The following is a 12,717-nucleotide window of genomic DNA, read 5'->3' on the forward strand; positions in this document are numbered from 1 at the left end:
CGTACCAGAATCCCGTACCAGTGCGGTACCGTTTTCCAGTACCACCAGGAGAGAGGTGCCGCAGATGACCATAAGCGCCAGCGAGGCCCGCAAGGACCTCTTCCCCCTCATCAAGCGCGTCAACGACGATCACACCCCCGTGCGCATCAGTTCCAAGAACGGCGACGCGGTACTGATGTCCGCCGAGGACTACGACTCCTGGCAGGAGACCGTCTACCTGCTGCGCTCCCCCGCGAACGCCCGAAGCCTCATGGAAGCCGTCGCACGGGACAAGGCAGGCGAGGCCGTGGTCACCAAGACCATGGCAGAGCTGGAAGAGCTGGCGGGTGACGGGTGAGAAGTGTCCACTTCGACCCGGCCGGATGGGAGGACTTCCTGTTCTGGCTCGGCTCGGACCGCGCCATGGCCCGCAGGATCACCCGCCTCATCGCCGAGATCCAGCGCACCCCCTTCACCGGCATCGGCAAGCCGGAGCCCCTGAAGGGCGACCTGTCCGGCTACTGGTCACGCCGGATCGACGACGAGCACCGGCTCGTCTACCGGGTGGACGAGAAGGAAGTCAAGATCCTCAAGGCCCGCTACCACTACTGAGGCCACCGCTCGCCCCTGCGCCGAACACCTCGCCGCGTCCCTCATCCGCCAGACGGTTGCGGCGGGCGCCATCGACCCGATCGGTACTCGTCCAGCAGCTGACGGCTCGCGACCGTGAAGGGGTGCTCGGGGCCCAGGTCGCGTTCCCGTCGTGCGACGACATCGGTCATCAGCTCGATCCCCTCCTCCACATGACCGAGCGCGGCCCTGGTCCGAGAGAGGAGTTGCCGGGCGGCGAGCACGATCGGGTACTCGGGCCCGAAGCGCCGCACATACGTCTCGGCGACCCTCCGGATCTCACGGTCCGCCTCGTCGAAACGGCCCAGGAGGTACAGCGCCCACGCGTGGTTGTGTCCGGCGCCGAGTGTCACGGTGTGGTCGGGGCCGAGGAACCGATCGCATTCCGACGGCAGCGTAAGCAGGGCGCCGCCCTCCTCGGTGAGCACTTCGGCGGCGGGCAGCATCTCCAGCAGGCTGGCGCGGGCCCGCAGGGTCAGCGGATGCGCGGGGCCCAGCGCCGAACGGCGCCCGGCGACGGTGTCGCGGAGCAGCGCGACGGATTCCTCGCGTCTGCCGAGGTTCGCCAGCACGAGCTGGAGGCCGTAGCCGCTGTCCGTGGTGTCGGGGTCGTCGGCGCCGAACAGACACTCCTGGGCGTCCCGGACCGCGCGGAGCGCCGCTTCGGCTTCGGCGTACCTGCCCAGCCGGAACAGCGCCCGCCCTGCCCTGGAGCGGGCGCCGAGGACCGAACGGTGGTCCGCGCCGAGGAGTCGCTGCGCGAGGTCCGCCGCGGTGCGGGCGGTCTCCCAGGCGGAGAGGTAGTCACCGGTCCGGTGCAGCGCCACCGCCAGCCGCGTCGCGACGGCCAGGGCGTCGGCGGCGGCAGACGGCGCGGCGATGTGCCCCAGCAGGGCCAGCGCGTGAGGCACCAGCAGGCGCAGCCGCGGATCGTGCGGACCAGCGTCGGGTAGGCCGGGCACAGCCGCGTCGAGCAGCCGGACGGCTGTCGTGTCGAGGGCGGGCACCAGGTCCGCGGGGGTCGCCGCCGCGACGCTGTCGAGCAGGATGCCGTGACTCTGCACGCAGCGCGCGCCGGCGGCGTCGACCAGCTCGGACAGGGACTGGTCGAGGAGGGCTCTGAGGGCTGTCTCGGCGTCCGTCAAGATCGTGCCTGCCAACGGCTTCTGGGTGCTCGATGACCGGCTGGTCGTCGCCGAGGACTGGCACGCCGAACTGTGGCTGGACGACGCCGACAACATCGCCTTGTACAAGAAGGTCTGGAAGACCCTCAGCAAGTCGGCGGTGTACGGGGCCGACGCCCACAACCTCATCAGCTCGGCCCGCCGAGCGCTGAATGCGCGTTGACGACGTTGTGGGTGTGCGCAGGGCCCCTGGGCAAGCATCCGCCTGCCCAGCCAGGAGCCCTGCCCTGTCAGAGGGCCGCGAACTCGACGAACGCGGTCCACGCCGTGGGTTCTACGGATAGCGCGGCGCGGGTTGTGTCCTTCGAGTCGCGGACGTGGACCCTGGCGGGGCGGGTGGCGACCTCGACGCACTCGCCGCCGTTGCCAGCGCTGTAAGTGCTCTTGTACCAAGCCAGTCCGTCCAGGCCGGGCCTGGCGTTGTCCCCGCTCATCTCTCTCCCCACAGCTTCTCGATCAATGCACGTGATTCTGCCGGAGTGTGGGCCTGCGCGCGCAGAGTCCCGTACGTGCGTTCAAGCTCCCGGCCCCTCGTCGTGTCGGCCCTCCGTGAAGTGGTGGTCGAGGTCCGGGCGGGCCGCCCTCGCCTTCTGCACCGCCTCCTCGATCGCCTCCGCCTGCGCCGTCGAGAGCGCGACCACGCCGAGTGTGCGCTGGGGGCAGGTGTCGAAGTGGTGGATGACGCGCTGGGCCACCTTGGCGGCCTCGAGGGTGCCCTTGCCCAGGCAGAGCCGCAGGTGGCGGCAGACGAGTCGGGCTGTACGCCGGGTTCTGTCGCCCGGCTGCCTCGCGGCGGCCGGGGAGACGGCCATCCATCTAGGGCCGGTGTTGCCACCGGCCTCGTGCGGTCTACCCGCGGACTCGGGCGGGCAGCCCTCGAACGTCCGCGCAGGGCGCGCCTTTCACAGCGGCCCCTTTTGACCTTGCTCCGGGTGGGGTTTACCTAGCTGCCCAGGTCGCCCTGGGCACTGGTGGTCTCTTACACCACCGTTTCACCCTTACCCGGCGCCGAAGCGCCGGGCGGTTTGCTTTCTGTGGCACTGTCCCGCGGGTCACCCCGGGTGGCCGTTAGCCACCACCTTGCCCTGTGGAGCCCGGACGTTCCTCGGGAAGCCCCCTAGGGGGACTCCACGCGGCCGTCCGCCCGGCTCGTCTGCCGTGTCGACCATGTTACCGGGCGCCTGTCGCGGCGGGGACCAGCCGCCGTCGCCAGCACCGAGCCCGCCAGGATCAGGGCGAAGGCCGCCAGGACGCCCGCTGTCAACGGCTCGTCCAGGAATATCGCGCCCGCCGCCACCGCCACCGCCGGGTTGACGTAGGTGATCACCGTGGAGCGCGTCGGGCCTATTTCCTTGATCAGTTCCAGGAACGCAATGAAGGCGATCGCCGTGCAGATCGTCCCCAGGGCCGCCAGAGCGGACAGGACCGAGGCCGACGGCATGGCGTCCGGCCAGGTCAGTGCCGCCGGTGTGGCGTAGACCAGGGCGGAGAGGGTCAGGCAGGGGGCTATCAGCTGCAGGGTCGGGACGTCCTTCAGGCGGCGGGCCGCGATGAGAGGGGCCGTCGCGTAGCCCACCACCGTCAGCAGCACCTCGGCCAGGGAGCGGGCGTCGCCTCCCGTCAGGTGCGGGACGGTCAGGACTCCCACTCCCGCCAGGCCCACCGCCAGGCCCGTCATCCGGCGGGCGCCCAGCATCTCGCCCTCTCCGAGGAAGCGGGCTGCCAGTACACCCACGATCGGGACTCCCGCGATCAGCAGCCCGGCGGTGGAGCTCGACAGATGCCTCTCCGCATCCGTCAACGTGAACCAGGGGCCGATGATCTCTATGCACGCGAAGGCCAGCATGGGCGCCCAGTGCGCCCGGACGGTCCTCACGAATCCGCCCTGGCGGATCGCGAAGGGCAACAGGAGCAGTGCGCCCAGCGCGCACCGTGTGAACACCACCATGGCCGGGGAGAGGTCCTCCACCGCCACCTTGATCAGCAGATAGGGGATGCCCCAGACCACTCCCATCAGGGAGAACAGGAACCAGCCGCGTGCAGTCATGCGGCCACTCTGGCCCTCCTCACCACCTGCCGTCTTGAACGCTGTTGCGGTACGCCGCCGGAGTCACGCCCAGGACGCGCCGGAACCAGCGGGTCAGGTGCGCCTGGTCCGCGAAGCCGACCAGGGGGGCCACCTCGGCGGGGCGCAGGCCGGCGTCCAGGAGGGCGCGGGCGCGGTGCACCCGGTGCTGGGCCAGCCAGGCGTACGGCGGGACCCCCATCGTCGTACGGAAGGCGCGCAGGAGTTGGTAGCGGGACAGGTCCAGGCCCTCGGCCAGGTCGGCGAGGGAGGGGGGTGCCAGGAGTTCGTCGGCCAGGCGGTCGCGTACGGCGAGCGCGATGCGGTGGGCGCCGGGGACGGCGTCCGGCGCCGGTCTGGCCGTCGAGTGGCGGCGGGACAGGGCCGTCATGAGCCAGGGGAGGCGCGACTCGGCCTCCAAGGGGTCGGGGCAGGTGCTCAGGGTGGTGTGGGCGTCGCGGAAGGCCGTGGCCAGTTCCGGGTCGTCTATCAGCGGCTCGCGGAAGTGCGGTACGCCGCCGAGGACGCCGTCCGTGAGCAGGGCCGGGCCGGCGTACAGGGCGCGGTAGGCGTAGCCGTCGGTGGAGTTGCCGGGGCCTCCGGTGTGCATCTCGCCGGGGGCGAGGACGACGATGGAGCCGGGGCCGGTGCGGATGTGGCCGCCGCGGTAGTCGATGATCTCCGAGCCGCCGACGCAGACGCCGACCGTGAACTCGTCGTGGGCGTGCGGGGCGTAGACGTGCTTGTCGAAGCGGGCGGTGAGGAGGTCCAGGGGCGGACCGCAGCGGCCCAGTCTCGCTCTCGTCCACAGTGCCTGTTCCATGCCGCGCCCCTTCCCTCCGCAGGGTGCAACACGGGGCGGGTCGGAGAAAGTCCGAGGTGTCCAGGCCGAAGGCGAAGGACCTTCCCTCGATCGCGGTTCCGGCGAGAGCCGCTCGCTTGACCCTGCCGCAGCGTCAACGTCTCTACTGGTGCCATGCGGATCGGAGAACTCGCCGAGGCCGTCGGCGTCACCACGCGGGCCGTGCGGCACTACCACCAGCTGGGGCTGCTGCCCGAGCCCGAGCGGCTGGCCAACGGCTACCGGGACTACACGCTGCGGCACGCCGTCGTCCTCGCGCGGATCCGGCGGCTGACCGAGCTGGGGCTCGGGCTGGCCGAGATCCGGGACGTCCTCGCCGAGGACGCGGCCGCACACGACACGGGCAAGGATCTCGTCGAGGTGCTCACCGAGCTCGATCAGGATCTGGCGCGGCAGGAGGCGGCGATCCGGGAGCGGCGGGCCCGGCTGAGGGTGCTGCTGGAGGCGGAGCATCTGCCGGCCGAGGGGCCGGTCTCCCCGGAGCTCGCCGCGCTGTTCGCGCGGACGGCGGGCCGGGTCGCCGACTCCCCCATGGCCGCCCTGGACCGCCAGGTCCTCGCCCTGATGGAGACGGCCGCGCCCCCGGCCGAACGGGAACGGCTGCTCACCGCCCTCGGCTCGCTCCTGGAGGCACCGGAGGCGGTGGCGCGCGTCGACGAGGTGTACGCCCTGCTGGACGCGCTCGCCGACGCCGGCCCCGCCGACCCCCGGGTGGAGACGGCCGCCCGACGGCTCGCCGAGTGCACCCCGCGCGAGCTGCTCCCGGACAGCGCCGCCGTCGACCACGAGCACGCGTTCCTGCGCGCCCTCTACGCCGCCTTCGCCCCCGCCCAGGCGGAGGTCCTCCGCCGGACCCTGCGCATCCTCACGGAGGAGTCGTGAGAGCGGCCCGTTGCCTCATCCGGCACGAGATACGGCTTCTGGTCAGCCTGGCGCTGTGGGCCGGCCGACGGCTGCACGGGGTCGGGGACGGGCGGGCGTTCGGGTATGCGCGAGGGCAGGGCGCGGTGATGGCCGGGTTCGGGTTCGTGTGCCTCGTCGAGACGTTCACCATGTCGGTGCTGCTGCGCGACCGGCCCACCGCGCACCGGGTGGTGCTGGTCCTCGACCTGTACACCCTCCTGTTCCTCGGCGGGCTCTACGCCGCCATGGCGGTCCGCCCGCATGTCCTGTACGGCGACGAGCTGCGCGTCCGGTACGCCGGCCACGTCGATCTGCGGATCCCGCTGGAGCGGATCGCGGCGGTACGGCGTGAGCGCGTGCACACCCATGGGCGTGCCGACGGCGAGCTGAACCTGGCGGTCGGGTCACAGACGTCCCTCACCCTGGAACTGACCGAGCCCGTGGCCCACTTCACCCTCCTCGGCGGCCGCCGGGACCTCACCCTCGTCCGTCTGCACGCCGACGACGCCGACAGCCTCGTACAAGCCCTCACGCAAGCCCTCGAACAAGAACTCACGCGAGAGCGAAACGCACCGCCCGGCGCGCCGGATCGGCCTCGGTGAGGCGGACGCGGAGGCGTTCGCCGAGCGGGAGCGGGTCGCCGTCGAGGCGACCGACGACCGCCGGGGACTCCAGCTGGACGGTGCCGGTGGTCGGGCGGCCGCTCGGGCGGTGGGTCGGGGGGTGGTCCTCCACGTCGACCACGCAGCCCTCGAACACCTCCCCCACCCGGTCCTTCAGCAGCGCCGCCTCGACGAGGTCGACGCAGGCCCGCTCGACCGCGTTGGCGCGGCGCCCGCCCTCGGCCATCTCCTTCGGCAGGGCGTCCAGCGCGGCGAGCACCCCTTCGGGCGGGGGTTCGCCGGCGACGGCGGCGAGGCAGAGTTCGGTGGTGTAGCGGTCGGCGAGGCGGCGGAGGGGGGCCGTGCAGTGGGTGTAGGGGGCGGCGACGGCGGAGTGGGTGGTGATGTCCGGCAGCCTCCCGTCGCGGAAGACCGTGTAACCGGCGCCCCGCAGCAGGGTCGTGCACTCCTGGAGGAAGGCCGCGTGGGCGGGGCGGTGCGGGTCGAGGGAGCGGACCAGCGCGGCGTAGGAGACGTGGTGCGGCCAGTCGATGCGCAGGGCGTGCGCGGTGCGGCGCAGCCGGCCGACGGCGCCGTCGGGGGCGGGGGGCAGGGTGCGCAGGATGCCGGTGCCCGAGGCCAGCATCAGGTCGGCCGCCGCCATGCCGGTGAGGAGGGAGAGCTGGGCGTTCCAGGCCTCGGCGGGGAGCTGGGCGCGGTAGGTCGGCTCGTATCCGTGGTTCCGTTCGACGATCTCCTGTTCGGGCACCTGGAGGGAGATACCGCCGCGCTCGGCTTCCAGCGTCTCCCGCAGGCGGCCCACCGTGGCGAGCAGGCTCAGGGGCTCCTCCGCCGTTCCGTCGTCGATCCGCCGCTGCGCTTCCGCGTAGTCGAGCCGGGTGCGGCTGCGGACGAGGGCGCGGCGCAGGTCGACGGCGAGGGTGCGGCCGTCCGCGTCGAGGTCGACGGTCCACAGGGCGGCGGGCCGGTCCCGGCCGGGCAGCAGGCTGGCGGCGCCCTCGCTGAGGACGGCCGGGTGCAGCGGGAGCTTCCCGTCGGGGAAGTAGAGGGTGGTGACGCGGCGGTGGGCCTCCTCGTCCACCGGTCCGCCGGGTACGACGAAGGCGCCGACGTCGGCGATGGCGTACCGGACGCGGTAGCCGGTGCCCCGCCGGGACAGGTGCAGCGCCTGGTCGAGGTCGGTGGCGCCGGGCGGGTCGACGGTGAGGAACGGGATGTCGGTGGCGTCGTACGGCGGCAGCGCCGGGGCCCTGGCCGCGCGTTCCGCCTCGGTCAGGACGCCGAGCGGGAAGGCGAGCGGCACCCCGAGCTCGGTGCGCAGCCGGTCGAGGGCGTCCCGCAGGGCGGCTCCGGGGGCGCCGGTCACGCGGATGTGGCGGCGGGGCATACGGCGAGCGTAGGGCGAGGGCGGCCCGGTGGCACGCCGTACGCTGTCGCAGAGCTCTACAGAAGGAGACCCCGTGCTTGTCCTGCTGCCGCCCTCCGAGGGAAAGGCCGCCTCCGGCCGTGGCGCGCCGTTGAAGCTGGAGTCGCTGGCGCTGCCGGGGCTGACCGCCGCCCGTGCGGCCGTGCTCGGTGAGCTGGCCGAGCTGTGCGCGAGCGACGAGGAGAAGGCGCGCGAGGTGCTGGGGCTCAGCGAGGGACTGCGCGGCGAGGTCGCCAAGAACGCGGAGCTGCACACCGCGGGGGCGCGGCCCGCCGGGGAGATCTACACGGGGGTCCTGTACGACGCCCTGGACCTGGCCTCCCTGGACGCGGCGGCGAAGAGGCGCGCGGCGAGGTCGCTGCTGGTGTTCTCCGGGCTGTGGGGCGCCGTCCGGGTGACGGACCGGATCCCGTCGTACCGCTGCTCGATGGGTGTACGGCTGCCGGGGCTCGGGGCGCTGGGCACGCACTGGCGTGCGCCGATGGCGGCCGTGCTGCCCGAGGCGGCCGGGGACGGGCTGGTGCTCGACCTGAGGTCGGCGGCGTACGGGGCCGCGTGGAAGCCGAAGGGCGAGGTGGCCGGGCGGACCGCGACCGTACGGGTGCTGCACGCGCCGACCCGGAAGGTCGTCAGCCACTTCAACAAGGCGACCAAGGGGCGGATCGTACGGAGCCTGCTGGCGGCCGGGATCGTGCCGAAGGGCCCGGCGGAGCTGGTGGAGGCGCTGCGTGGGCTCGGGTACGTGGTGGAGGTCCGGGAGCCGGCGCGGGCGGGCACGCCCTGGACGTTGGACGTGCTGGTGGACGAGGTGCACTGAGCCGACCGGCCGACCAATCGACCGACCGACCGGCCGACCGGCCGACCGGCCGATCAAGACGTCTGTTGCAACATGCGCAATGACCTTTGCGCGGGTTGCATCGCAGGGACAGGATGAGGCGCATGACCTCACCGCTGCCCTCCTCTTCGGCTGCCTCGGTATTGGATCTGGCGCCGGTCGTGCCCGTGGTGGTCCTCGCCGACGTGTCCGACGCCGTGCCGCTGGCGCGGGCGCTGGTGGCGGGTGGGCTGCCCGCGATCGAGGTGACACTGCGGACGCCGGTCGCGCTCGACGCGATCCGGGAGATCTCCGGGGCGGTCCCGGAGGCCGTGGTCGGGGCCGGGACCGTGATCGCGCCGGAGCAGGTCACGGCGTGCGCGGCGGCGGGGGCGCGGTTCCTGGTGAGCCCGGGCTGGACGGACGTACTGCTGACCGCGATGCGGGCGTCCGGGCTGCCGTGTCTGCCGGGGGTGTCGACCACGTCGGAGGTGGTGGCGCTGCTGGAGCGCGGGGTGCGGGAGATGAAGTTCTTCCCGGCGCAGGCGGCGGGGGGTACGGCGTATCTGCGGTCGCTCGCCGGACCGCTCCCCCAGGCCCGCTTCTGCCCCACGGGCGGGGTCGGCCCGGACAACGCGGCGGAGTACCTCGCGCTGCCCAACGTGGCGTGCGTGGGCGGGACCTGGATGCTTCCGGCGGACGCGGTGGCGGCGCGGGACTGGGCCCGGATCGAGGACCTGGCGCGCGCCGCCTCCCGGCTCAGGGTCGCAGGTGGGACGTGTCGTTGAAGAGGCGGACGCTGGCGTTGCCGTCGGCGTAGTACGCCACCGCCGACAGCGAGGCCGCCGACAGCTCCATGCGGAACAGGGACTCGGGCGGGGCGCCCAGGGCGAGCCGGACGAACGTCTTGATCGGGGTCACATGGGTGACCAGCAGGACCGTACGGCCCGCGTACGCCGCGACCAGCTTGTCGCGGGTGGCGGCCACCCGGGCGGCGGTGGCCGCGAAGCTCTCGCCGCCGCCGGTCGGTTCGGCCTCGGGGTCGCCGAGCCACCGGGTCAGGTCCTCGGGGTGGCGCTCCTGGACCTCGCCGAAGGTGAGGCCCTCCCAGGCGCCGAAGTCCGTCTCGATCAGCCCTTCCTCGATCGTCACCTCCAGACCGAGGCGGGCGGCGACGGCACCGGCGGTCTGGCGGGTGCGGGCCAGCGGGGAGGCGAGGATGTGCTGGATCGTGCCGCGCCGGGCGAGCGCCGCCGCGACCCGCTCGGCCTGCTCCCGGCCGACGTCCGAGAGGGAGGGGTCGGTGCCGCCGCGCCCGGAGAACCGCTTCTGCGGGGTGAGGGGGGTCTCGCCGTGGCGGAGCAGGACGAAGGTGGCGGGGGCGCCCAGATCGGGGGCGGAACCCCAGCCGACGGAGGGTTTGCCGGAGGGGCCGGCGACCGTGCGGGCCGCCCGCACGTCGGCGGCGGCCTTCGGGACGGCGGTGGGGTCGGTGTCGGCGGCGTCGGCGGGTCCGGACGCCGAGCCGGCGGCACGGGCGGGCGTCACGCCGCCTGCCGAACCGACGGCAGCAGCGGGCGTCGAGCCGCCGCCTGTCGAGCCGGCCATCTCGGCCTTCGTCATCCCGGCCTTCGTCATCTCGACCTCCGTTATCTCGGCCCCCGTCATCTCGGCCTCCGTCGAGTCGGCCTTCGTGGGGTCGGCCCCCGTCGAGTCGGCCCCCGTCATCTCGGACTCCGTCGCATCAGCCTCCGTGGCATCAGCCTCCGTCGAGTCAACCTCCGTCGAGTCAGCCTCCGTCGACTCGACCTCCGTCGAGGAGGAGGACGTACGCCCCCGGGCCAGCGCCTCGCGGGCCTTCGCCGCGCCCGCTGCCGCGTCTCCGGGCGGGCCGGACGGCTCCGGCACGGTCACGGCGGCCCGGGCGGCCGCGGCCGTGTCCAGGGCGGCCCGGGATGCCTCGGGGTCCCACTGCTCGCCGCGCCGGCCCGCGTCCATCGCCTCGTTGGCGAGACGGTCGGCGTGCTTGTTCCGCTCGCGCGGGATCCACTCGTAGGTGACCTGCGCGGGCGGGAGCAGCCGGGCGGCCTCGCCGGCCAGCGGCTTCATGTCCGGGTGCTTGATCTTCCAGCGGCCCGACATCTGCTCGACGACGAGTTTGGAGTCCATCCGCACGCGCACCGTCGCCGACGGGTCGAGCTCGCGGACGGCGCGCAGACCGGCCAGCAGCCCCCGGTACTCGGCCACGTTGTTCGTGGCGACCCCGATGAACTCGGCGCGCTCGACGAGGGTCTCCCCGGTCGCCGCGTCGATCACGACAGTGCCGTACCCCGCGGGCCCGGGGTTGCCCCGCGACCCGCCGTCCGCCTCGACGATGAACTCCCGCACGTCACGGCCCCCTTACAGCCCGGACTCGGACGTGCGCACGAGGATCCGACGGCAGTTCTCGCACCGTACGACGGTGTCGGGCGCGGCCTGGCGGATCTCGCTCAGCTCGGTGATGGCGAGCTCCTGGCGGCAGCCCTGGCAGGTGCGGGCGTAGAGCTTGGCGGCGCCGATGCCGCCCTGCTGCTCGCGCAGCTTGTCGTACAGCTTGAGCAGGTCGGCGGGGACGGACCCGGCGACGACCTCGCGCTCCTTGGTGACCGAGGCGGCCTCGCCGTCGATCTCCTCGCAGGCGGTGTCACGGCGGGCGGTCGCGTCGTCGATCTTGCCCTGGAAGGCGCCGACCCGCTCGGTCAGCTCGGCGACCCGCTCCTGCGCGGACTCGCGGCGCTCCATGACCTCCAGGACGATGTCCTCGAGGTCGCCCTGGCGCTTGGCGAGGGAGACGATCTCCTTCTGGAGGTTCTCCAGGTCCTTGGGGGAGGTGACCGCGCCGGAGTCCAGGCGCTGCTGGTCGCGGGCGGCGCGCTGGCGCACCTGGTCCACGTCCTGCTCGGCCTTGGTCTGCTCGCGGGCGGTGTCGCTCTCCTCGGTCTGCGCGGCCACGAGCAGGTCGCGCAGTTGTGTCAGATCCTTGGTCAGCGACTCGATCTCGGCGTGCTCGGGCAGCGACCTCCGCTTGTGGGCGAGCTGCTGAAGGCGGACGTCGAGGGCCTGGACGTCGAGAAGGCGGATCTGGTCGGCGGGCGCGGCATTCAGTTGGGGGCTCCCATTGCGCTAGAGGTGCTGGAGGCCGCGTGGGCGGTCCAGGGGTCGGTGACCGTGCGCGAGACGTGGACCCTCAGGCCCCATCCGTTGCGGTCGGAGATCTCGTCGAGCTGGGCTGCGGCCAGCTCGCACCAGGGCCATTCGGTGGCCCAGTGCGCCGCGTCGAGCAGCGCGAGAGGACTGTGGGAGCGGGCCTCCGAGGCGGGGTGGTGGCGGAGGTCCGCGGTGAGGAAGGCGTCGACGCCGGCGGCCCGGACGTGGTCGAAGAGGCTGTCCCCGGAGCCGCCGCTGACGGCGACCGTGCGCACGAGCGCCTCGGGGTCTCCGGCCACCCGGATGCCCTGCGCGGTGGCGGGCAGCCGCTCGGCGGCACGGGCGGCGAACTCGCGGACCGTGAGCGGGTGGTCGAGCGCGCAGATCCGGCCGAGGCCGCGCCGCCCCTCGGGGTCGCTCGCGTCGGGCACGAGGGGCCCTACGACCCGCAGGTCGAGCGCGCCGGCGAGGGCGTCGCTCACGCCCGGGTCGGCGGTGTCGGCGTTGGTGTGGGCGACGTGCAGGGCGATGTCGTTCTTGATCAGGGTGTGCACGACCCGGCCCTTGAAGGTGGAGGCCGCGACGGTCGTCGTTCCGCGCAGATAGAGGGGGTGGTGGGTGACGAGCAGGCCGGCACCGAGCTTCACCGCCTCGTCGACGACGTCCTGGACGGGATCGACGGCGAACAGCACCCGGGAGACGTCCTGATCCGGCTCCCCCACGACGGTGCCGACCGCGTCCCAGGACTCGGCCCGCTCGGCGGGCCACAGGTTCTCCAGCGCGGCGATGACTTCAGACAGACGGGGCACGGGGAAAGGCTACCTGGCCGCTCCGCGGACCTGGGACGGCCGGGAGTGCGTGCACATGACACCCGCGGGTGCCGGTCGCGTCCGGCGCCACGCTCGGCGCCACGTCCGGCGCCACGTCCGGGAGGAGCAGCACAGCCACCCCATCCGCCTCTGACGAATCGCTTCTGCACCACTCGTACGAGGGAAGCCCCCCGCCTCCGGCTCCCCCGCCCGCGCGTGCGAAAACTAGCTTCGTC

Annotated in this window: 14 protein-coding genes, 1 other RNA gene and 2 pseudogenes; 7 read left to right on the forward strand and 10 right to left on the reverse strand. The window is 73.2% G+C overall.

Annotated features, from left to right (window positions below):
- Positions 1–64 precede the first annotated feature (64 nt).
- The gene (locus AQJ64_RS07290; RefSeq protein ID WP_055633649.1) at positions 65–337 is read left to right on the forward strand and encodes a type II toxin-antitoxin system Phd/YefM family antitoxin; all 273 of its coding nucleotides are present in this window, start codon (positions 65–67) and stop codon (positions 335–337) included.
- Complete coding sequence (locus AQJ64_RS07295; protein WP_055511941.1) at positions 334–591, forward strand: Txe/YoeB family addiction module toxin; 258 nt, start codon at positions 334–336, stop codon at positions 589–591. The genes AQJ64_RS07290 and AQJ64_RS07295 overlap by 4 nt, the downstream gene beginning before the upstream one ends.
- Positions 592–632: 41 nt before the next feature.
- On the opposite strand, the gene AQJ64_RS07300 is transcribed toward AQJ64_RS07295, so the two are convergent.
- Positions 633–1,673 (reverse strand): tetratricopeptide repeat protein, encoded by a 1,041-nt coding sequence (locus AQJ64_RS07300; RefSeq protein ID WP_338059976.1) that lies wholly within the window; start codon positions 1,671–1,673, stop codon positions 633–635.
- Between the two features lie 67 nt (positions 1,674–1,740).
- Between AQJ64_RS07300 and AQJ64_RS07305 the strand changes: the two are divergent.
- Positions 1,741–1,956: pseudogene (locus AQJ64_RS07305) on the forward strand (transcriptional regulator); the annotation flags it as partial.
- 67 nt (positions 1,957–2,023) lie between these two features.
- Here AQJ64_RS07305 and AQJ64_RS07310 read toward each other — a convergent pair.
- From AQJ64_RS07310 to AQJ64_RS07330, 5 genes and pseudogenes are all read right to left on the reverse strand, one after another.
- Positions 2,024–2,227, reverse strand: a complete 204-nt coding sequence (locus AQJ64_RS07310; RefSeq protein ID WP_055633651.1) for a DUF397 domain-containing protein — start codon at positions 2,225–2,227, stop codon at positions 2,024–2,026.
- A gap of 81 nt (positions 2,228–2,308) precedes the next feature.
- Positions 2,309–2,488 (reverse strand): hypothetical protein, encoded by a 180-nt coding sequence (locus AQJ64_RS48940; RefSeq protein ID WP_059202492.1) that lies wholly within the window; start codon positions 2,486–2,488, stop codon positions 2,309–2,311.
- A 49-nt stretch (positions 2,489–2,537) separates the two neighbouring features.
- Positions 2,538–2,945, reverse strand: an RNA gene (gene rnpB, locus AQJ64_RS07320) — RNase P RNA component class A.
- A 115-nt stretch (positions 2,946–3,060) separates the two neighbouring features.
- Positions 3,061–3,840 (reverse strand): annotated as a pseudogene (locus tag AQJ64_RS52225) (DMT family transporter); the annotation flags it as partial.
- Positions 3,841–3,859: 19 nt separating this feature from the next.
- A complete protein-coding gene (locus AQJ64_RS07330; protein ID WP_055633654.1) occupies positions 3,860–4,681 on the reverse strand; it encodes a helix-turn-helix domain-containing protein in 822 nt (273 codons plus the stop codon).
- A gap of 153 nt (positions 4,682–4,834) precedes the next feature.
- Here AQJ64_RS07330 and AQJ64_RS07335 point away from each other — a divergent pair, with 153 nt between their 5' ends.
- Both AQJ64_RS07335 and AQJ64_RS07340 read left to right on the forward strand, forming a co-directional pair.
- Positions 4,835–5,602 carry a MerR family transcriptional regulator gene (locus tag AQJ64_RS07335; protein WP_055633655.1) on the forward strand — a complete coding sequence of 256 codons (768 nt, stop codon included), beginning with the start codon at positions 4,835–4,837 and terminating at the stop codon, positions 5,600–5,602.
- Entirely contained in the window at positions 5,599–6,225 is a 627-nt protein-coding gene (locus AQJ64_RS07340; protein WP_055633656.1) for a hypothetical protein, read from the forward strand. The genes AQJ64_RS07335 and AQJ64_RS07340 overlap by 4 nt, the downstream gene beginning before the upstream one ends.
- On the opposite strand, the gene AQJ64_RS07345 is transcribed toward AQJ64_RS07340, so the two are convergent.
- Positions 6,176–7,633, reverse strand: a complete 1,458-nt coding sequence (locus tag AQJ64_RS07345) for an RNB domain-containing ribonuclease (RefSeq protein WP_055633657.1) — start codon at positions 7,631–7,633, stop codon at positions 6,176–6,178. The two genes, AQJ64_RS07340 and AQJ64_RS07345, sit on opposite strands and share 50 nt — an antisense overlap.
- 73 nt (positions 7,634–7,706) lie before the next feature.
- Here AQJ64_RS07345 and yaaA point away from each other — a divergent pair, with 73 nt between their 5' ends.
- Both yaaA and eda read left to right on the forward strand, forming a co-directional pair.
- Positions 7,707–8,489, forward strand: coding sequence for a peroxide stress protein YaaA (gene yaaA, locus AQJ64_RS07350; RefSeq protein WP_055633658.1), 783 nt, complete (start codon positions 7,707–7,709; stop codon positions 8,487–8,489).
- Between the two features lie 122 nt (positions 8,490–8,611).
- Entirely contained in the window at positions 8,612–9,274 is a 663-nt protein-coding gene (gene eda / locus AQJ64_RS07355) for a bifunctional 4-hydroxy-2-oxoglutarate aldolase/2-dehydro-3-deoxy-phosphogluconate aldolase (RefSeq protein WP_055633659.1), read from the forward strand.
- Here the strand turns inward: eda and AQJ64_RS07360 are convergent.
- The 3 genes from AQJ64_RS07360 to AQJ64_RS07370 are packed head-to-tail and all read right to left on the reverse strand — an operon-like array spanning position 9,246 to position 12,481.
- Entirely contained in the window at positions 9,246–10,874 is a 1,629-nt protein-coding gene (locus AQJ64_RS07360; protein WP_055633660.1) for a bifunctional RNase H/acid phosphatase, read from the reverse strand. The genes eda and AQJ64_RS07360 overlap by 29 nt on opposite strands.
- Positions 10,875–10,886: 12 nt before the next feature.
- The gene (locus AQJ64_RS07365; RefSeq protein WP_079061508.1) at positions 10,887–11,630 is read right to left on the reverse strand and encodes a CT398-like coiled coil hairpin domain-containing protein; all 744 of its coding nucleotides are present in this window, start codon (positions 11,628–11,630) and stop codon (positions 10,887–10,889) included.
- Positions 11,627–12,481 carry a Nif3-like dinuclear metal center hexameric protein gene (locus tag AQJ64_RS07370; RefSeq protein ID WP_059202494.1) on the reverse strand — a complete coding sequence of 285 codons (855 nt, stop codon included), beginning with the start codon at positions 12,479–12,481 and terminating at the stop codon, positions 11,627–11,629. Before AQJ64_RS07370 ends, AQJ64_RS07365 begins: the two co-directional genes overlap by 4 nt.
- Positions 12,482–12,717 lie beyond the last annotated feature (236 nt).

Source organism: Streptomyces griseoruber (genome assembly GCF_001514205.1).
GTDB classification, from domain to species: domain Bacteria; phylum Actinomycetota; class Actinomycetes; order Streptomycetales; family Streptomycetaceae; genus Streptomyces; species Streptomyces griseoruber.